This window comes from Malonomonas rubra DSM 5091, from assembly GCF_900142125.1.
In the GTDB taxonomy this organism is placed as follows: Bacteria; Desulfobacterota; Desulfuromonadia; order Desulfuromonadales; family Geopsychrobacteraceae; genus Malonomonas; species Malonomonas rubra.
This window is the reverse complement of record NZ_FQZT01000012.1, coordinates 80,715-99,273: the sequence shown is the minus strand read 5'-3', so window position 1 is coordinate 99,273 and position 18,559 is coordinate 80,715. Positions and strand designations below refer to the sequence as shown.

Genomic DNA, 18,559 nt, shown 5'->3' with positions numbered 1-18,559 from the left:
GGTATCAACCAGGCGGTCCGGAATGCTAACGACGGCATCTCTTTGGCACAAACTGCTGAAGGCGCCATGGGCGAGATTACCAACATCCTGCAGCGGATGCGCGAACTGACTATCCAGTCGGCCAACGATTCCAACAGCGCCAGCGACCGTGAATCCCTGCAAGAGGAAGTCAGCTCGCTGATCAGCGAGGTTGATCGGATCTCGGCGACCACCGAATTCAACGAAACCAAGGTTCTGGACGGTTCGGGTACCACTCTGAACTTCCAGGTCGGTGCTCGTGGTACCACTAATGATCAGATCTCCATCTCCCTGAGCTCGTTGAATATGACGGCATCGACCGGTGGTCTGGAGATTGCTGCCGTGAATATCGGTTCGACCTTTAATGCTGCAGCATCAACGACCGCTGTCAACGTAACTTCTGCTGTTAATTTGCTTTCAGCCACAGGTGGCGGATCTACTACGGTGATTGGTGCCTCTACTACCGTGACTGGTGCTTCGACTACAGCAACTGCTGCTGGTATGACCACCGCTTCTGTTCTGACCGCCCTTGACGATGCCATCGGCAAGGTCGACAGCGCCCGTGGTACCATGGGTGCGGTGCAGAATCGTTTCGAATCGACCATCGCTAACCTGTCGAACATCGCTGAGAACGTTACTGCCGCGCGTTCGCGGATTATGGATGCGGACATCGCCGCTGAAACTTCGGCAATGACCAAGTACAACATCCTGCAGCAAGCTGGTGTTTCGATTCTGGCCCAGGCCAACCAGTCACCACAGTTGGCACTTTCGCTTCTTGGTTAACGTGTGAGCTCTTGTCGGGGGTCGGTTTGTCCGGCCCCCGGTTTTTTCCCTGCTGATTTAAATTAGTGGGGGGAGGAGAAGAAAATGAATGTTGAAGCTTTAAATGTACAGAGCCCGGCGCAATTTCAACTGAGCAAAGCCTCTGACGAGGTTAGCGAGTCGCGCAAAAAGGCCGAAAATGCTCCGCAGAGCGAGCTGCTTGAGAAAAAACAGGCTCAGCCTGAAGAGCTGCTCAAGCAAATCAAGTCTTTGACTGAAGGCGGCATCTACAGCGTGCGTTTTGAGAACGATGAACGCACCCACGGGATGGTGGTTAAAATAGTCGATCGTGAGTCGGATGAAATTCTTCGCCAGGTTCCGGCAGAAGAAATTCTGGAACTGAAGGCGGCATTAGACGATCTGCGTGGCAATATTGTCGATACACAAGGTTAACTGGGAATAAGCGGAGAGAGCCATGGCGATTACTTTCGGCGGTCTGGCAACCGGACTAGATACAGGATCGATAATCTCGGAGTTGATGAGTATCGAGAGGACACCGATTACCCGTCTCGAAAACGACAAGGCTTTTTTCACCAATCGGTTGGCTGTTTTTTCTAAACTTGACGGGAAGCTAAGCACGCTGCAGGAGAAGGCAGAGGCGATTGATACTCCGATCGAGCTGAACTCACCAAGTGTTGACAGCAGCTCTGAGTCTTACCTCTCTGTGACCGCAGGAGGAAAAGCACAACTGGGCACATACCAGATCAGTGTTGTTGCCTTGGCGCAACAGCAAAAAGATGTCAGCCAGGGCTATGTCGATAAAACAACGAATAGCTTTGGGACGGGTACGCTGAACCTTACGGTTGCAGGTGAGCTGAATGAAATCACCATTGATAGTGAAAACAATTCCCTTGAAGGGATTGCCGAGGCGATCAATGATGCGGATTTAGGTGTTTCTGCGACCATTATCAATGATGGGACTGCCTCTCCATATCGCTTGATTCTGACTGGCGAAACAGTTAGTGACAGCTTTTCGCTCGACAGTTCGGAATTGACAGGTGGGACTGATCTGAACTTAGCCATGAGTCCAACCCAGACAGCGCAACAAGCGCATGTTCGTATTGACGGAATTGATATCTACAGTGACAGCAATAGCATCGATGAGGCGATCCCCGGCCTGACCCTTGATCTTGCGCAGGCCGATGAAACGGTAACGACCACGATCACTATTGATGCTGATAAAGATGCCGCCCAAGGCAAAATCAAAGATTTCGTAACCGCCTACAACGACATTATTAACTACATAGCAAGTCAGAAAACCGCTGACTGGGGAAATGATTCAACCTTCCGTTCGGTCAAGCGGCGGATGCAGGACTTGCTGGTCTCGCAGCAAAGTGGGTTGGGAACTTTTTCATCTTTGTCAGAACTTGGGTTTGAAACCCAGAAGGACGGGACCATATCTTTGAACAGCACGACGCTATCAGAAGCGCTGGAAGAAGATTATGAGGGAGCCGTTGCTCTTTTTACTGGTGATGATGAAACCAGTGGAATCAGCAGTCAGTTTGCCGACTACCTGGACCTGCTGACAGATTCTGCCGATGGTATTTATGCCGGTCGGAAAGAAACGACAGACAGTAATGTTAAGCGGATCGAGCAGCGTATTACCAGTATGGAAGCTCGATTGGAACTGAAAGAAGAAACCCTGCGGGCACAGTTTGCTGCAATGGAACAGCTTGTTAGCGGGCTGAATTCGCAAGGCAACTATCTGCTGCAGCAGTTATCGTCGATGCCCACAATTGGCGGCTCAAGTAGTAACTAATCCATCAGCCTGTGTTTCTGGCAGTTGATGTTTTTCGGGAGCAATATACTATGAATGCATATTTAAACCATTATCAGAACAATCAAATCTTGACAGCAAGCCCTGAGCAGATTTTGATCATGCTGTATGATGGAGCAATCCGCTTTGTTAAGGGAGCTAAACTTGCGATTGAAGAGGAGCGCCCGGCAGATAAAGCAAAATATTTGAGCAAGACAATTGCGATTATTACCGAGTTCATGAATACCTTGGACCATGAAGTCGGCGGTGAGATTGCTGCTGATCTCCTGCGGCTTTATGATTTTATGGTCAGTGAGCTTTCAGCGGTAAATGTTAGGAGTGATGCAAAGCGGCTAGACCCGGTGGAGAAAATTCTGACTGAATTGCGTGAAGGTTTTGCAGAAGCTATTGAAATTAATCGAAAAGCACCACAGCCTGGCAGCACAATGGCACCGGGTATTGAACAGGCTAAGCAGATAGCTGCTTCTCTATAATGTTGGAGATGCAGATGGATATACTCTTAGAAAAATCGTTAGATCAGTATCGGCAGATTATTGAGCATGCTGGCCAACTTGAGCAATTGTTATCCAACGGAGACCCGGAACAATTGCGACAGTACACGATGCGCCTGAATCAACTTCAAGAAGAAGCCGGCTTACACGACCAGCAACTGCTTGCCGAAATCGCTCGCGATTCAGCCCGCTGGCAAGCCCACCCCCTGTTCCAGCAGCGCATGCAACTACTGGAACAAATTATGGAAATGAATAATTTGCTTTTGCCAAGAATCCATGGCATGATGGCCGTCACCGGGGCTGAACTGGCCCAGTTGAAAGAAGGGCGGACTGCGCTATCCGGCTATCATCCAAACGCAGGCCGACCGAAAAAATCGATTCGAGGTGTCGGTTAGCCGGGTCATTCAGATCTCGTTGTTATCGATCCTTATTCGGGGATCTGCCATGTCTGCTTTAGATCAATTAAAAGAGTACCGGGTCGTTCGTGTCGTTTTACCGCTTGCTGAAGGTGGCCAGCAGTTGATTGATGGTGTCGCCAAAGCAACCAACCCGCCTGAACTGGAAATTACCTTCCTGCCGGATCAACTCAATGCTGATGCGTTGAACATGGAAGAGCCCTGCCAGATATCTTTTGACATCGCTGGCTCGACCAAAGCGATCCGCGCAAAAATCACCGAAGTTGTCAGTGATGCCAAGCTGCAGATGGAGATGGTTGAGTCCTTCACCCATGTGCAGAAACGTGCCTATTTCCGGGTTGATGCAGACCTGTCGGTCAGCTATTGGCTGCTGGAAGCAGAGAACCCCCTGGCACGTTCGATTCAGACTCCGGTCAATATAAGTGGTGGTGGTGTTCGCCTGCCGGTAGACGAGCCTTTACCCGATGGAACCGAGATCGGTCTCGAACTGGTCCTTGACGTGCCCGAGCCGCGGGTTGTCGAGTGTGCTGCGAAAGTTGTGCGGACTTACGAAGGCGGTCCGACCGGCAAGCAGGCAGCGCTTACATTTATCGATCTGGATGAAGAGGATCAGGATGCAATTGTCGCTTACTGTTTGGCAGAGCAGCGTAAGCAGTTGCGCTTGAAGGTCCAGGTCCTGGGACGCTGAAAATTTAAAAAAGAACAATTGGAAAAGCCTGCGACATCATGCCGCAGGCTTTTTTGTTTTTCATTTCGTTCGGATGACTAGGTGCCGAAGGCCAGCTGTTGCACCGGGCTGTAACGATAATCACATCTATTACTGATGTGCTGATGCAGGTGCCAGGTTTCGGTACGGTTGCGGCCATTGCTCTTTGCCTGGTACAGGGCGCGATCCGCTTCTTCGACGAGAGTTTTGGGATGGGTTGTGCCCTTCAGGGTGGCGCAGCTGATACCGATGCTGACAGTGATCTGGTGTTGAAATTGGTGCATCCGGTCTGATACCTGGGCAACCTCGCGGTGAATTCTGTCAGCAAGGACTTTAGCGTTGTTTGCGTCCGTATCTGGCAGGATGATAGCGAACTCTTCACCACCATAACGGCAACAGATGTCGGAATCGCGTGCGGAGGTTCTTATCGCCTTGGCGACTTTACGCAGCACGTTGTCGCCCGCTTGGTGTCCATAAGTATCGTTGAATTGTTTGAAGTGATCCAGGTCGATCATCAGTAGCGAAACGGGGAAACCGGAACGCTGGGTGCGTGCGGTTGCCTGTTTGATGCTCAGGTCAAAGGTGGCTCGGTTGCCCAGCTCTGTTAAGGGGTCGGTCAGTGCCATCTTCTGTAGCTGTTCTTTAGTTTTGCGCAGATCGAGCATCCGCTGCCAGCGTTTCAGGTGACCCTGCAGACGAGCGTTGAGTTCACAAGGGTCGGCCGACAGGCGAATGGAATCGCTGGCACCGAGATTGAATCCTTTGATAAGGCTTTGCTGATTGTCGGCAAAAGCGATCAACGGCAGGTCGTGCCACTGATCTTCTTTTTGCAGTCGATAGATCCAGTCTGTCTGGGTTTCCTTGCTGTCAATTGCCCAACAGATAATATCAGCAGATTTTGTTTTGAGATGCTGAAAAAGCGCAGAAATGGTTTTCAATGGCTTAACCCGGTCAAACAGCTTTGTTTCCGAGAGGTTTTTAACCAGCTGCAATTTCTTACCGGGATCAGCACCGATCACCAGGGCAGTAGCATGCATCATTTTATATATCCTTTCACGTCCGGATATCGCATATAAAGTCGTGTGCAGATTCAGCTAAGTTACGCTTCGGCAGCTGCCAGAGAAGTCTTTAGCTTTAAATCAATTTATAGCGAAATTTGTGCCATCTTGTAAAAGTTCATTTAAATTAGTCTGTTAGTGCGTTTTTCAGCTTTTAGCTAAAGCGTGGAGTATGTTTTCGTGCCAAGTTTTTGACTCATTCTGACTCTGCAGAAAAGAGTGTTAAACTAGTCTGATCGAAAGGTCGATGAGCAGCCTATGAGTATAGTGAATCCACTGGCAACTCCCAATCAGGTCACACCGCAGCAAGCAGCTGTTCCGGTTGAGTCTGCGGAACAGCGACAGATCGACTTGCGCCCGGAGCAGATGGTGCGGGCGACGGTTGTTGAAGGGGGGCTGGATAGGGCGCTTCTGGAGATGAATCATCAGCAGTACCGGGCCAAGAGCGATATCGAACTGCAGGCCGGTCAGAAGTTGATGTTGCAGGTGTTGCAGACGCAGCCGACGCTTGAGTTTCGTATCGTCAATGATCCTTTGCTGAGCAGGCTTGGGCAGCTGTTGCCTTTATTGTCGCAAAATTATGATTGGGCCAAACTGCTTGAATCGATTCAGCAACCGCAACAGCAGCAGAATTTGCCGCCGACGGCGAAAGAGGTTCATCAGCAATTGCTCCAACTGTTGCAACCGAACGGGCAGGCGCCCGTCGGACTCGATACAAACCTGGCAAAACTTCCCAGACAATTGCAGCAGCTTTTTCAGGCTGTAGCCAATAACCCGGATAAAATTGTTTTGCCGCAACAGGGGCAGGCACAGGCCCCGCAGGGGGCTTTGCTGCAAGCCCAGCCGGTTCCTGTCGGCGAGGCTTCTGCTGCAGCGCAGACGCAGATCGCACAGCTCGCTAAAGATTTGCAGGTACAGCTCAGCCAGCTGCAGCAGGCAGGAAACAAACCGATGGCGGAAAGTTGGTTGGCAGAAACGCGGAATATTCTGCAACCTTTACATCAGCAGAATGCTGCTCAATTGCACCTGCAGGCAAAACCGCAGATGGATAATCTGTTCGCTTTGCTGGGTCAGATGCGACAACAGCCGAATCTGCCCCCACAACTGAGCGGTGAGTTGGAACGCTTGGTTCTGCAACTGAAGCAACCGGATGCTTCGCTGTTGAACCCTGAACAGAAGTCGCAACCGCAGCAGGTTGCCGGGCAAGCACAGGATGCTTCTGCTGCTCGGCCGCAGCAGGCCGTAGCTGCGCCGCAAGTCACGGCAGAGTCGATTCGGCAGGCCATACAGGCCAGTGGAGTCTATCGGCCACCGGCAGGTGCCGCCCAGGCCACCCAGCCAAATACTGTCACCGCACCGGTTGTCCCGGCAGAAATCAGCGCCGGGCTGGAGAAGCTGCTGGCACAGGTGCAGCAGGCTCAGGCCGATGGAGGGAAATTGCCCCCTGAACTGCTCGGCCGCTTGGAGGGTTTGCTCGATAAGTTGCAACGGTTGCCCCAGGTGCAGGGGCTGACTCAGCCGTTGCTGCCGGGGCTGGAAAATATCAACCAGCAGCTGGTCCAGTTGATTCAGCAAGGACCGCAGCAGCCGAATGGGGGCGCACTCGGTGTTCTTTCTCAACTGTTCGGCTTTCATCTTGAAGCGGAACTGCTGAAAGGAAAGACGAAAGAAGCTCTGGCAAACCTTAAAGCCAGCTTGCTGGCTATGCAGAAAGAACTGGGTGAGGAAGTAAAGGAGCCGCTCAAACGATTGGAACTGTTCCAGCTCTGCAAAGCGCGGCTGGCGGAAGAACAGGTGCAGTTTATCCCGTTGCCTTTTAACGAGCTGGAGGAGGGGTATCTGCTGATGGAGCAGGGTCAGCAGGACGACGAAGATGACGCGGTGGAGCCTCCTCTCCACATTACGCTCTCCTTGCGTGTGTCGGCGCTTGGAAATATGCGCGTTGATATGCTTTACGATCAGCATGGCCTGCATCTGCGCATGGCCTGTGAGAGTAAGGAAAAGATGGCTTATCTGCAGGAGCACGCAAGCGAGCTGGAGGAGTCGATCGAGACGGTATCGCTGAATGCTCTCAGCTTCAGTGACGATGCCCGGGTGCCAAGCCGTGAGCTGCTGGAAAAGCTGCTGCCGGACGCTCTCGGCATGCTGAACACCAGGATTTGATGATGAGTAAAACGGAAAGACCGCAGAAGCCGCTGCAGGCTGTTGCACTGCGTTACGATAAGGAAGTCAGCTCGGCGCCGAAAGTGACGGCCTCAGGCAAGGGCGAAATTGCGCGCAAGATCATCGAAGCCGCCCAAGAGGCCGGGGTCGACATTGTTCAGGATCCGGACTTGCTCGAGGTGCTCGGCCGGGTGCCGATTGGTGAGGATATTCCGCCCGAACTCTATCAGGCCGTTGCCGAAATTCTAGCCTTTATCTATCGGGTTAACGGTCGTTACGCGGCGGCGAACGGGTAAGAGAATTAATCCTTAAGCTAAGCGATTATTTCGACAAAAAATCCCCTTTACAGTTTCCTGCCTGTTAGTGTAGTGTATGCGGCTCGCGGAGAGGTGACCGAGAGGCCGATGGTGCTCGCCTGGAAAGCGGGTGTAGTGAAAGCTACCGGGGGTTCGAATCCCCCCCTCTCCGCCATATTCTACATGGCTGATGAAAAACGCCGATCTGCGGCGTTGCCTTCATCCCGCCTCGGCGACGTACCATAGAGGTACGCCTTACTCGGCGAGATTTCAGGCGCCTTGCATCTCAGCATTTTTGATCAGCCCAGATACATTGTATATAAGATCAATCGATATCGGTAAACGTTGCCGGTAGAAGTGACAGCCGGGTCCCGCGCAACGGACATCCGTGAACCCCGTCAGGCCCGGAAGGGAGCAGCGGTAACGGTTTTGGACGTGTGCCGCGGGGGTGCCTGGCTGTCACTTGTGCCGGCAATTTTTGTTTTGGCCAGTCAAGCTCTACGGATGGGTTCATGTGACCCTCGGAATGGGTGGCACAAGATCGTTCTCAACACCATTAGAGGGAAGATTGCATGTCCTATCTGGTTCTGGCACGTAAATGGCGACCGCAGCTGTTCGATGATCTGGTCGGTCAGGAGCATGTCAGTCAGACGCTGAAAAACGCTATCAATGCTGACCGGGTGCATCACGCTTTTCTCTTTACCGGGGCCCGTGGAGTCGGTAAAACCTCTGCCGCACGGATTTTTGCCAAGGCCCTCAACTGTGAAAAAGGGCCAACGGTGGAGCCCTGCGGGGTCTGTCCGTCCTGTGTTGAGATCACCGCCGGGCAGGGAGTGGATGTTTTTGAAATTGATGGTGCCTCGAACACCGGTGTCGATGACATCCGTGAACTGCGCGAGAATATCCGTTACCTGCCATCGAACTCCCGCTACAAGATTTTCATTATCGATGAGGTCCACATGCTCTCGATCAACGCCTTCAACGCGCTGTTGAAGACGCTGGAGGAGCCGCCGGACCACGCCAAGTTTATCTTTGCCACAACCGAGCCTCACAAGATTCCGATTACCATCCTCTCCCGTTGCCAGCGGTTTGATTTTCGCAAAATCGGCCAGCCGCAGGTTCAGGGGCGTTTGCGCTATATCATAGATCATGAAAAGGTGTCGATCTCTGATGCGGGTCTGTCGATGATTGCCCGCAGTGGTGGTGGCAGCATGCGGGATGCGCTTTCGACTCTTGATCAGGTGATCGCGTTTTGCGGCGAAAAAGTGGCAGACAAAGACCTGCAGAACCTGCTCGGTTTGGTCAGCCGCCGTCTGCTTCTTGATTGTATCGAGGCGATTCTCGATCGTGATGCGCAGCGGGCTCTCCTACTGCTGCAGAAAGTGGACGAGCATGGCCACTCTTTCCGCCAATTCTGCCAGCAGCTGGTCGAACTGGTCCGGGCGCTGGTCATTATTAAGGTCGCTGAGCAACCGGGCGTTTTACTCGATTTCAGTGAAAGCGAACTGCAGGATCTGCGCGAGTTGGCTCATCCGGCCAGTTTGGATGATTTACAGCGGCTGTTGTCGGCGCTGATCAAAGCTGAAGCGGACCTGGCGCTGTCTAACTATCCCCGCCTGACGCTGGAGATGGTACTGGTCAAGCTGGCCAGCCTGCCGAGCAGTATCGATGTTAGTGCGCTGGTGAAGAAGCTGGAATCGCTCGAACGCAAACTGGCCGGAGGTCTGCCTGCTCCACCGGCACATCGCCCGCAGCCTGCTGCGCCGGCTCCCTCTCCGGCTGCAGTTGACGAGGTGTCACCACCGCCACCGGATACGGACACGTTTGGAAAAAAGCCTGAAGCTCCGTCTGCTCCTGCCGGGGAAAAGAGCTGGGCGGGGCTGGTTGAATTTGTTAAAGCACATCGCCGGCCACGGATTGCTTCGCTGCTGGAACAATCGAGCTTGCTGCTGATCGAGCTGCCGCGCCTGCAGATTGGCATGTCGAATCGCTATTACAGCCTGGCAGACGCTGATATGAAGCATTCGATCGAAGAACTGGCCAGCGAGTATTACGCTGCCGAGGTCCGGGTCGAGTTCAAGCAGGTTGGCAATCAGACCGACGCACCACCATCGTTGCACCAGGAACGGGTTCAGCTGGAGTCCGACCGGCAGAGAAAGTTACGTGAAAATGCTGCAGAGCACCCGATGGTGAAGACCGCACTAGAGGTGTTCGGCGGCAAAATTGAAGAGATTAAACCGATCGATAAGGGATTTGTTTAACTTATAAAGAACCGGGGATCCGGACGAAATTCACTGGAGGAAAAGTCATGGCAAAAGGTCTTGGCAACATTATGAAACAGGCTCAGCAGATGCAGGCGAAAATGGCTCGCGTGCAGCAGGAGCTGGAGAAAAGAGAAGTTGAAGCAACTGCAGGCGGCGGCATGGTGACCGCTAAGGTCAACGGCAAGCAGGAGCTGCTGTCGCTGAACATCGAGAAGGACGTGGTTGACCCGGAGGATGTTGAAATGCTGCAGGATCTGGTGATGGCTGCTGTCAACGAGGCGGTTAAGCAGAGCCAGAAAATGATTCAGGAAGAAATGAGTAAAGTGACCGGCGGAATGAATATTCCCGGCCTGTTCTAAAAATATTTTTTGTATTAAAGGCCCCTTGGCAATTGTCGCCCTGGGGCCTTTGATTTATCATGTAGTATTTACCAAAAGCAGTATACGATAAAGATTGAAATTCGCCTGAAGTGGTGGTAGGGTTCTTTTTGGTCAGACCAATAGACCGCAAAAGTGCTCGTATCATTTTGGGGAAATTTTATTTTTTAAGTGATACTAAATAAATAAAACAGCATTTTAAAATGTTGGATTTGGCGGAGAAATCATGTTAGGCTCGCTCCCGTCTTTTGCTCGTCTGGTCGCTGAATTGAGCAAATTGCCGGGTGTCGGCGGCAAGACCGCTGCACGCTTGGCGTTCCACCTGTTACGGACAACAGATAGTGATGTCGAGGCGCTGGCTGACGCGTTGCTCGACATGAAACGTAAAGTTCGGTTTTGTTCCCGCTGTTTTCACATCGCCGAAGAAGAGCTTTGTCAGATATGTTCTGACCCCGGCCGTGAATCTCAGCGACTCTGCATCGTGCAGGAACCGCAGGATCTGCTGGCGATAGAACGCAGCCACGCATATAGAGGGCTTTACCATGTACTGCATGGAGCTCTGTCACCGCTCGACGGGATCGGTCCGGAAGATCTGAAAATCCCACAATTGCTGCAGCGTTTGCAGGATGAGCAGATCGAGGAGGTGATGCTGGCGACCAACTTTACTGTTGAGGGTGAGGCAACGGCGCTCTACTTGGCCAAGCTCTGCAAGGAACAGGGAGCGAAGGTTACGCGACTGGCCCACGGGATTCCATCCGGCAGCGACTTGGAATATATCGATGCCGGCACGGTACAGCAGGCAGTCAGTGGGCGGAGAGAGCTTTAATAAGACGATAGATAGATCTTCCTCGACAGGGGCCGTTAGGTCGGTTTCTGTCGTTTCAGCGTTTTGGTTTAACCGGTTCACGATTCCATGTTTTGGATCGTCAATTTAACAACCTATCAAGGAGGTTTGCATGTCTCGGAAAATGGTTTGTACTGACGGCAATTCCGCGGCGGCGCATGTTGCACATGCGACCAACGAGGTTATTGCTATCTACCCCATTACCCCGTCCTCGGTTATGGGCGAGATTTCTGATGCCAAAAGTGCTGTTGGCCAGAAGAACATCTGGGGAACTGTTCCAAAAGTTGTCGAAATGCAGTCGGAAGGTGGCGCCGCCGGTGCCGTTCACGGTGCCCTGCAGGCTGGTTCTCTGACCACGACCTTTACCGCATCTCAGGGTCTGCTGCTGATGATCCCGAACATGTACAAGATCGCCGGCGAATTGACTCCGACCGTCTTCCATGTTTCGGCGCGTGCCATCGCTGCTCAGGCACTGTCGATCTTCGGTGACCATTCCGACGTTATGGCCTGCCGCCAGACCGGTTGGACCATGCTCTGCTCGAACAACGTGCAGGAAGTCATGGACTTCGCTCTGATCGCCCAGGCTGCGACCCTTGAGTCCCGCGTTCCTGTGCTCCACTACTTCGATGGTTTCCGTACTTCTCACGAAGTACAGAAGGTCGAAGAACTGAGCATGCAGACCATGAAGGCGATGATTGACGATGAGCTGGTTGCTGCCCACCGTGCCCGTTCCCTGTCGCCGGACCACCCGGTCCTGCGCGGTACTGCTCAGAATCCGGACGTCTACTTCATCGGTCGCGAGACCGTCAATCCTTACTACGAAAAAGTTCCGGGCATCATGCAGGCCCAGATGGACAAGTTCGCCAAGCTGACCGGTCGCCAGTACAACCTGGTCGATTACGTCGGTCACCCTGACGCTGAGCGCGTCGTCGTTATGCAGGGTTCCGGGTGCGAGGCGATGGAAGAGCTGGTCGCACACCTGGCCGCACAGGGCGAGAAGGTTGGTCTGCTCAAGCTGCGCCTGTTCCTGCCGTTCCCGATCGAGCAGTTCTGCAAAGTGCTGCCGAAGAGCGTCAAGAAAATTACCGTTCTTGACCGCACCAAGGAGCCGGGTTCCATCGGCGAGCCGATGTACCAGGCAGTTCGTACCGCAATTGGCGAAGGCATGACTGAAGACCTTTGCTCCTTCGATGGTTACCCGAGCATCGTCGGCGGCCGTTATGGTCTCGGTTCTTTCGAGTTCAACGCCGGTATGTGTAAAGCCGTCCTCGACAACATGCTGCAGGATAAGCCGAAGAATCACTTCATCGTTGGTTTCGAAGATGATGTCATGGGTTCCAGCCTGCCGTTTGACGAGGACTACAAGGTTCCGTTCGATGGCTACGCTGCCATGTTCTATGGTCTCGGTTCCGACGGTACCGTCGGTGCAAACAAGAACTCGATCAAGATCATCGGTGATACCACCGACAACGAAGTTCAGGCCTACTTTGTCTACGACTCCAAGAAGGCAGGTAGCATGACCACCTCGCACCTGCGCTTTGGTAAGCAGGTGATCAAGTCGACCTACCTGCTCAGTAAAGAAGAGGCTGATTTTGTCGCCTGTCACAACTTCTCCTTCCTCGAGAAGTACGACATGTTGCGCAACGCCAAAGAAGGCGCGACCTTCCTGCTCAACTCGCCGTACGGCAAAGACGATGTCTGGGCTCACCTGCCGAAGATGGTGCAGCAGCAGATCATCGACAAGAAGATGAAGTTCTACGTCATCGACGGTGTTCACTTGGGCGAGAAAATCGGCCTCGGTCCCCGCATCAACGTCATTATGCAGACTGCTTTCTTCAAGATCTCCGAGATCATCGATCTGGATCAGGCGATTGCTGAAATCAAAGGTGCAATCGTTAAATCCTACGGCAAAGCCGGTGAGAAGGTTGTCAGCATGAACAAGCAGGCGGTTGACGTCGCGCTTGAGAACATTAACGAAGTTAGCGTTCCGGCAACTGCCGACAGTGCAATCGAGATGACCAGTGGCCAGTGGGCTGGTTGCTCTGAAACTGTCCAAAAGACGCTTGGTCCGATTATCGATGGTCTGGGTCACAAGCTGCCGCTGTCGGCCATGCCTGCCGATGGTACCTTCCCGACCGCAACGGCCTGTGTCGAGAAGCGTAACATCGCTGTGACTGCCCCGGCCTGGAAGGAAGAACTCTGCGTCCAGTGCGGTATCTGTTCTTTCGTCTGCCCGCACGCTGCCATCCGCATGAAAATTTACGATGATGCTGATTTGGCTGGCGCACCGGCAACCTTCAAATCTTGCGATGCCAAAGGCAAGGATCTGGCTGGCAAGAAGTTCACCCTGCAGGTCGCGGTTGAGGACTGTACCGGTTGTGGTGCCTGTGTTTACAACTGTCCTGCCAAGAGCAAGACAGAAGAGGGCGTCAAGGCAATCAACATGGTTGAGCAGCCGCCTCTACGTGAGACCGAAGCAGCCAACTTCGAGTTCTTCCTCGGTATCCCTGATCCTGACGAGAGCCTGTTTAACCGTGCGACCGTTAAGGGAAGCCAGCTGCTGCCGCCGATGTTCGAGTTCTCCGGTGCCTGTGCCGGTTGTGGCGAGACCCCGTTCGTCAAGCTCTGCTCGCAGCTGTTCGGTGACCGCATGGTCGTCGCTAACGCGACCGGTTGTTCCTCCATTTACGGTGGCAACCTGCCGACCACTCCCTGGTCGACCCGTAAAGACGGCCTCGGTCCGGCGTGGAGCAACTCCCTGTTCGAGGACAACGCCGAGTTCGGTTTCGGCTTCCGTCTCTCGATCGACAAGACCACGGCTTATGCCCGTGAACTGCTTGAGAGCAACGTCGATTGCGGCTGCAAGGCTTGTGAGGGCACTGCCGACATGAAGAAGGAAATCCTCGCATCGGCGCAGGATACTCAAGCAGAGATCGAAGCTCAGCGCGGTCGTGTCGCCAAGCTGAAGACGATTCTCGCAGCATGTACTCACGAAACCGCCAAGCCGCTGTCCGGTGATGCTGACTACCTGGTCAAGAAATCGGTCTGGATCCACGGTGGTGACGGTTGGGCGTACGACATCGGTTACGGTGGCCTTGACCATGTTCTCGCTTCCGGCGCGAACGTCAACGCACTGGTCCTCGACACCGAGGTTTACTCCAACACTGGTGGCCAGGCCTCCAAGTCGACACCGATCGGCGCGGTTGCCCAGTTCGCAGCTGGTGGTAAAGATATGCCGAAGAAAGACCTGTCGATGATCGCCATGACTTACGGCAACATTTACGTTGCTCGCGTCGCTCTGAGCAATCCGGCACAGGTCGTTAAGGCGATGATCGAAGCGGATGCCTACGATGGTCCGTCGCTGATTATTGCTTACAGCCACTGTATCGCTCACGGTATCAACATGACCAAGGGTATCGACAGCTGTAAAGAAGCGGTCGCCTGTGGCCACTGGCCGCTGTTCCGCTACGACCCCCGTCTCGCTGCGGAAGGCAAGAACCCGCTGCAGATGGACAGCAAAGAGCCGACCATCAGCTTCGAGGAGTTCGCTGGTAATCAGAACCGCTTCCGCGCTCTGAAGAAGGCCAACCCCGAGCAGGCTGAAGAGCTGATTGCTGCATCCGCAAAGGATACCGCAACCCGCTACGACCTGTACAAGAAGCTGGCAGAAATGCAGGCTGACTGTGGTGTCAAATAAGCAGAGCTTTTAAACTGCTGAACAAAATGAGCCCCCGGTGCATAAGTGCCGGGGGCTTTTTGTCGGGATGAAATATCTGTTATGGTGTGCCTCAAATGAACGGAAAACATGTTTTCATTACTGGGATAGCAGGTTTTTTGGGCAGTCATGTTGCCGACAGATGTCTGGCTGAAGGCTGCCGGGTTTCAGGGTGTGACAACTTAACTGGTGGCTATCTTGACAATGTACCGAGTGGTGCTGCGTTCCATCAAATCGACTGCAACGATTTTGCGCCGCTGGCCGCTTTGCTGAAAGAGGTTGATGTTGTCTACCACTGCGCTGCCACAGCTTATGAGGGACTCTCTGTATTCAGCCCGCACCTGGTCACCCGCAACGTTGTCACGGCGACTACGGGAGTTGTCTCCGCTGCAGCGGCCGGAGGAGTAGGGCGCTTCATTCTCTGCTCATCCATGGCCAGATATGGCACCAATGAGGTTCCCTTTACTGAGGATATGGTGCCGGCTCCTCAGGATCCCTACGGCATTGGCAAATGGTGTGCGGAGCGGTTGCTTGCCAATATTGCCAAAACCCACAGGATGGAGTGGGTGGTGGCTGTCCCGCACAATATCATCGGGCCGCGCCAGCGCTACGACGACCCGTATCGAAACGTGGCCGCCATTTTCATCAACCTGATGTTGCAAGGACGGCAACCCTATATCTACGGGGATGGCAATCAGAAGCGCTGTTTTAGTTTTGTCTCCGATGTGGTCGATCCGCTGCTGCGCATGGCCACAGATGATTGCTGTGTCCAGCAGGTCATCAATATCGGTCCCGATGATGAGTTTGTGACCATCAACGAGCTTGCGAGTACCATCGCCCGACTGCTCGATTTCGATCTCAAGCCGAATCGTATTGAGAGTCGCCCCCAGGAAGTTTTCTTTGCCAACTGCTGCGCCGACAAAGCCCGGCGACTGCTTGAATATCAGCCGAAAGTGAAGCTCGAGGAGGGCTTGGCTGCTATGATCGACTGGATAAAATCTCGCGGACCTCGCCCATTTTTGCACAATGTTGAGTTGGAAATAGACGGGCCGCGCGCGCCGAAGACCTGGTCGAAGAAGTTACTGTGACAAGGGGGCTCGCAGAAAAGGCCGCCACTCTTTTGGCAGAGGCCTCGGGATTACAGGGGAAGCTGCATTTGCCCGGAGTGCGTGATGATTATAGATGTCGGCTGGAGCAGGTTGTTCTAGTAGCCACAAGGGCAATGAACGACACGGAGGAAAACCAAGAAGGGACATTGCTCCAGCGGGTGTTGCTAAGGGCGCATGCAGCTCGGGCAGAGGATGCGCGCTATGGTGGCGGACAGCTCTCGCGCGGATCTCAGCGGGCGCCCACATTGTCAGATTGTGAAGACGGCTGGCAGCGCGTTGAGGAGATCGTTTGTACTGCGGAGGATGCGTCAGTGGAGGCCGCACGTTTGGCCCGGCTTCTTGCTACGGCCGAAGCGAGTGAGATTGCCGGCAGGGCTGAAGGTGCCGCAAAGGCCGCCAGAAAAATCGTCACAGAGCGCAACCGCGCTTACACTTTCCATGCTGACCCCGGTTTTTCCTTTGGCGAAGGCTGGTACCTGGCCGCTGCTGCGCTGCTTGCAGGCGTCCCCATTCAAATTAAACCGGGTGCTGTCCAGGAATTGCAGGCCAAGCGATTTCTTCTTGATGCCGGGTTGGAAGGATCATTGCGCCCATACCGGCCACGTCCGGCCAGTCCAAAGCATCTCACTCATATCATCGCTGAGGCTTTTCGCGTTGATGCTTTAGGAGCACAGAAAATTCTTCGCACAGCGTTTCTGGGAGGCGAATCGGCATCGGCTTCTTTGCATTCGTGGGTCGATGACATCGTGGAAGGAAAGCCAGCGCAGAAGGTACTGCTTTGGGTCCGAACGGGTGATCACGATATCGAGCGCAATACCTGTTTCGCTGAGTTGCAGCAGCTTTCTGAACTGGTAGCGAATGCCGGCTTCTCTCCCATCTTTTTCGGCGATGCTGTTCCCACGGAGCTTGTTCCGACAAACGGAGTCGACCTGACTCTGTGCTGGAAAGAACCGCTCTTTCAGGGGCCGGATATGCGCCGCGCTCAACTGCAGCTGTTTGAAGAATTGAAAAAACATCACGGCCTAGTGGGGCAGATTGGCGTTACTAGTGCTGGTATGGACGGGCCGGCGCTTATGGGGTTGCCCACCCTCTATCTGACACAGGAACGTAACGTTCGGCTGGGCAAGTGGGTGGGAGCCGTTCCGGGGTATCAAGAAGTCGTGCGGGCACCGGACTGTCTCGACATCATCGCTACTACTCTCCATCAGTGGCGGCAGTGAGCTCGCATCTCGCTTATCGTATAGTGGCGACTGCTTCGCAGGCTGTTGGCCAACCCAAATCTTAAGCCCACTTTCTCAGCACTCTGGTACGCAGGTGCCGGGGCGTTTTTTGTTTGCTGAAAACAGACAGATAGCGGTAATTTGATCTCCTCTCTTTTCTTGAGAAGGTGTATATGCTGGAGCTTTTTTCCATATTTTTCAACGTGATCATGCCGGTTTTCGGCATTGTCGCTCTCGGCTTTCTGCTTGGTGGCAAGTTGCAGCTGCAGGCGGCAACACTGACTCGCAGTGCCTATTACGTTTTTGTCCCGGCATTTATCTTTCAGGCCATCAGTCAGTCGCAGATCGAGCTCAATGCGGCTTTGCAGATGGTTGTCTTTATCGTTGTGTCCCACCTGCTGGCCGTGTTTATTGCCGGAGGTATCGGCCGGGCGCTCGGGCGTTCGAAAGAGATGATTGCCGCTTTTGTCATGATTGCTGCCTTCGGTAATGTTGGAAACTATGGCCTCGCTATTGTTCGATTTCACCTTGGTGATGCGGCATTGGCTCCTGCAAGCATCTATTTTGTCGCTATCTCCATAAGCGCATTTATTGTTTGTGTCGGAGCTGCTGGCTGGGCCCATGATGGCAGCAAAGGAGCAATCTGGGGGGTACTGAAAACTCCAGCCCTTTGGGCATTGCCACCGGCGTTGCTGGTCTCTTTGGGTGGGGTAGAGGTGCCCTTGATGATGTCGCGCATGATCGGCCTCCTCGCTGATGCCATGATTCCGGTGATGCTGTTTGCCCTAGGCCTGCAGTTGCTTGAGCAGCGGCGGGTTTCGTTGGGAAGCGATGTCTGGCTAGCTTCAGGAATACGTTTGCTTTTAGTGCCGGCCATTGCATTTGTTGTCTCTTCTTTGTTTGTTTTGAACCCACTTGAATCGGCCGCGGGTATCCTGCAGGCGGCTATGCCGACAGCGATCCTGGTGGCAATTATTGCCAAAGAGAACAACATCGTCCCGCAGTTTGTAACTTCGGTTGTTGTTGTCTCGACCCTCACCAGCCTGGTGACCTTAACGTTGCTGATGGTTGCCTTGTAAGATAATAAATCCCGTTCAGCGCAGGGAAAGTGATTGACTTGGATTTCACTCTGTGATAATCCAAGCAGCTAACTTTACCTTAGGAGTAAACCTAATGATCCACACTGCAGCAGCGGCAGCACGAGCGATTCAGGCGGCGAGTTCAAGCCTGACAACTGTCCATCACCCCTAGCGGGTGAAGCTGCACGCGTTTGTAAAAAACAC

The 18,559-nt window shown here is 53.5% G+C and carries 16 protein-coding genes, 1 tRNA gene and 1 other RNA gene; 17 read left to right on the top strand and 1 reads right to left on the bottom strand.

The window, feature by feature from the left end:
- From BUB13_RS14550 to BUB13_RS14525, 6 genes are all read left to right on the top strand, one after another.
- Positions 1–801: flagellin (locus tag BUB13_RS14550; protein ID WP_072909501.1), on the top strand; the 801-nt coding region annotated here is incomplete at its 5' end.
- Positions 802–885: 84 nt separating this feature from the next.
- Positions 886–1,233, top strand: coding sequence for a flagellar protein FlaG (locus BUB13_RS14545; protein WP_072909500.1), 348 nt, complete (start codon positions 886–888; stop codon positions 1,231–1,233).
- 22 nt (positions 1,234–1,255) lie between these two features.
- A complete protein-coding gene (gene fliD / locus BUB13_RS14540; RefSeq protein ID WP_072909499.1) occupies positions 1,256–2,599 on the top strand; it encodes a flagellar filament capping protein FliD in 1,344 nt (447 codons plus the stop codon).
- A gap of 50 nt (positions 2,600–2,649) precedes the next feature.
- A complete protein-coding gene (gene fliS / locus BUB13_RS14535) occupies positions 2,650–3,090 on the top strand; it encodes a flagellar export chaperone FliS (RefSeq protein ID WP_072909498.1) in 441 nt (146 codons plus the stop codon).
- A 14-nt stretch (positions 3,091–3,104) separates the two neighbouring features.
- Positions 3,105–3,503, top strand: a complete 399-nt coding sequence (locus BUB13_RS14530; protein WP_139249398.1) for a hypothetical protein — start codon at positions 3,105–3,107, stop codon at positions 3,501–3,503.
- Between the two features lie 49 nt (positions 3,504–3,552).
- Complete coding sequence (locus tag BUB13_RS14525) at positions 3,553–4,212, top strand: flagellar brake protein (protein ID WP_072909496.1); 660 nt, start codon at positions 3,553–3,555, stop codon at positions 4,210–4,212.
- Between the two features lie 77 nt (positions 4,213–4,289).
- Here BUB13_RS14525 and BUB13_RS14520 read toward each other — a convergent pair whose 3' ends face one another.
- Positions 4,290–5,270, bottom strand: coding sequence for a GGDEF domain-containing protein (locus tag BUB13_RS14520; RefSeq protein ID WP_072909495.1), 981 nt, complete (start codon positions 5,268–5,270; stop codon positions 4,290–4,292).
- 276 nt (positions 5,271–5,546) lie between these two features.
- On the opposite strand from BUB13_RS14520, the gene BUB13_RS14515 reads away from it, so the two are divergent.
- From BUB13_RS14515 to BUB13_RS14465, 11 genes are all read left to right on the top strand, one after another.
- The gene (locus BUB13_RS14515) at positions 5,547–7,451 is read left to right on the top strand and encodes a hypothetical protein (protein WP_072909494.1); all 1,905 of its coding nucleotides are present in this window, start codon (positions 5,547–5,549) and stop codon (positions 7,449–7,451) included.
- 2 nt (positions 7,452–7,453) lie between these two features.
- On the top strand, positions 7,454–7,747 hold the full coding sequence (locus BUB13_RS14510; protein ID WP_072909493.1) for an EscU/YscU/HrcU family type III secretion system export apparatus switch protein: 294 nt from the start codon (positions 7,454–7,456) through the stop codon (positions 7,745–7,747).
- Between the two features lie 87 nt (positions 7,748–7,834).
- A tRNA-Ser gene (locus tag BUB13_RS14505) sits at positions 7,835–7,922 on the top strand.
- Between the two features lie 187 nt (positions 7,923–8,109).
- Positions 8,110–8,208, top strand: an RNA gene (gene ffs / locus BUB13_RS14500) — signal recognition particle sRNA small type.
- A gap of 111 nt (positions 8,209–8,319) precedes the next feature.
- A complete protein-coding gene (dnaX, locus tag BUB13_RS14495) occupies positions 8,320–10,008 on the top strand; it encodes a DNA polymerase III subunit gamma/tau (RefSeq protein ID WP_072909492.1) in 1,689 nt (562 codons plus the stop codon).
- A 47-nt stretch (positions 10,009–10,055) separates the two neighbouring features.
- Positions 10,056–10,370: a YbaB/EbfC family nucleoid-associated protein gene (locus tag BUB13_RS14490; protein ID WP_072909491.1), complete on the top strand. Its 315-nt coding sequence runs from the start codon at positions 10,056–10,058 to the stop codon at positions 10,368–10,370.
- Positions 10,371–10,614: 244 nt separating this feature from the next.
- Positions 10,615–11,214: a recombination mediator RecR gene (recR, locus tag BUB13_RS14485; RefSeq protein ID WP_072909490.1), complete on the top strand. Its 600-nt coding sequence runs from the start codon at positions 10,615–10,617 to the stop codon at positions 11,212–11,214.
- 130 nt (positions 11,215–11,344) lie between these two features.
- Positions 11,345–14,929 carry a pyruvate:ferredoxin (flavodoxin) oxidoreductase gene (gene nifJ, locus BUB13_RS14480; RefSeq protein ID WP_072909489.1) on the top strand — a complete coding sequence of 1,195 codons (3,585 nt, stop codon included), beginning with the start codon at positions 11,345–11,347 and terminating at the stop codon, positions 14,927–14,929.
- Positions 14,930–15,024: 95 nt separating this feature from the next.
- On the top strand, positions 15,025–16,035 hold the full coding sequence (locus tag BUB13_RS14475; protein WP_072909488.1) for an NAD-dependent epimerase/dehydratase family protein: 1,011 nt from the start codon (positions 15,025–15,027) through the stop codon (positions 16,033–16,035).
- Positions 16,032–17,276, top strand: a complete 1,245-nt coding sequence (locus tag BUB13_RS14470; RefSeq protein WP_139249397.1) for a hypothetical protein — start codon at positions 16,032–16,034, stop codon at positions 17,274–17,276. Before BUB13_RS14475 ends, BUB13_RS14470 begins: the two co-directional genes overlap by 4 nt.
- Positions 17,277–17,449: 173 nt before the next feature.
- Positions 17,450–18,355: an AEC family transporter gene (locus tag BUB13_RS14465; protein ID WP_072909486.1), complete on the top strand. Its 906-nt coding sequence runs from the start codon at positions 17,450–17,452 to the stop codon at positions 18,353–18,355.
- Positions 18,356–18,559: the final 204 nt, after the last annotated feature.

What these genes read in the sequence shown, in the direction of transcription:
- fliD (WP_072909499.1), top strand. Translation starts at nt 1,256, where the DNA reads ATGGCGATTACTTTCGGCGGTCTGGCAACCGGACTAGATACAGGATCG.
- fliS (WP_072909498.1), top strand. Translation starts at nt 2,650, where the DNA reads ATGAATGCATATTTAAACCATTATCAGAACAATCAAATCTTGACAGCA.
- BUB13_RS14490 (WP_072909491.1), top strand. Translation starts at nt 10,056, where the DNA reads ATGGCAAAAGGTCTTGGCAACATTATGAAACAGGCTCAGCAGATGCAG.
- BUB13_RS14525 (WP_072909496.1), top strand. Translation starts at nt 3,553, where the DNA reads ATGTCTGCTTTAGATCAATTAAAAGAGTACCGGGTCGTTCGTGTCGTT.
- BUB13_RS14520 (WP_072909495.1), bottom strand. Translation starts at nt 5,270, where the DNA reads ATGATGCATGCTACTGCCCTGGTGATCGGTGCTGATCCCGGTAAGAAA.
- recR (WP_072909490.1), top strand. Translation starts at nt 10,615, where the DNA reads ATGTTAGGCTCGCTCCCGTCTTTTGCTCGTCTGGTCGCTGAATTGAGC.
- BUB13_RS14465 (WP_072909486.1), top strand. Translation starts at nt 17,450, where the DNA reads ATGCTGGAGCTTTTTTCCATATTTTTCAACGTGATCATGCCGGTTTTC.
- BUB13_RS14510 (WP_072909493.1), top strand. Translation starts at nt 7,454, where the DNA reads ATGAGTAAAACGGAAAGACCGCAGAAGCCGCTGCAGGCTGTTGCACTG.
- BUB13_RS14475 (WP_072909488.1), top strand. Translation starts at nt 15,025, where the DNA reads ATGAACGGAAAACATGTTTTCATTACTGGGATAGCAGGTTTTTTGGGC.
- BUB13_RS14515 (WP_072909494.1), top strand. Translation starts at nt 5,547, where the DNA reads ATGAGTATAGTGAATCCACTGGCAACTCCCAATCAGGTCACACCGCAG.
- BUB13_RS14545 (WP_072909500.1), top strand. Translation starts at nt 886, where the DNA reads ATGAATGTTGAAGCTTTAAATGTACAGAGCCCGGCGCAATTTCAACTG.
- BUB13_RS14530 (WP_139249398.1), top strand. Translation starts at nt 3,105, where the DNA reads ATGGATATACTCTTAGAAAAATCGTTAGATCAGTATCGGCAGATTATT.
- dnaX (WP_072909492.1), top strand. Translation starts at nt 8,320, where the DNA reads ATGTCCTATCTGGTTCTGGCACGTAAATGGCGACCGCAGCTGTTCGAT.
- nifJ (WP_072909489.1), top strand. Translation starts at nt 11,345, where the DNA reads ATGTCTCGGAAAATGGTTTGTACTGACGGCAATTCCGCGGCGGCGCAT.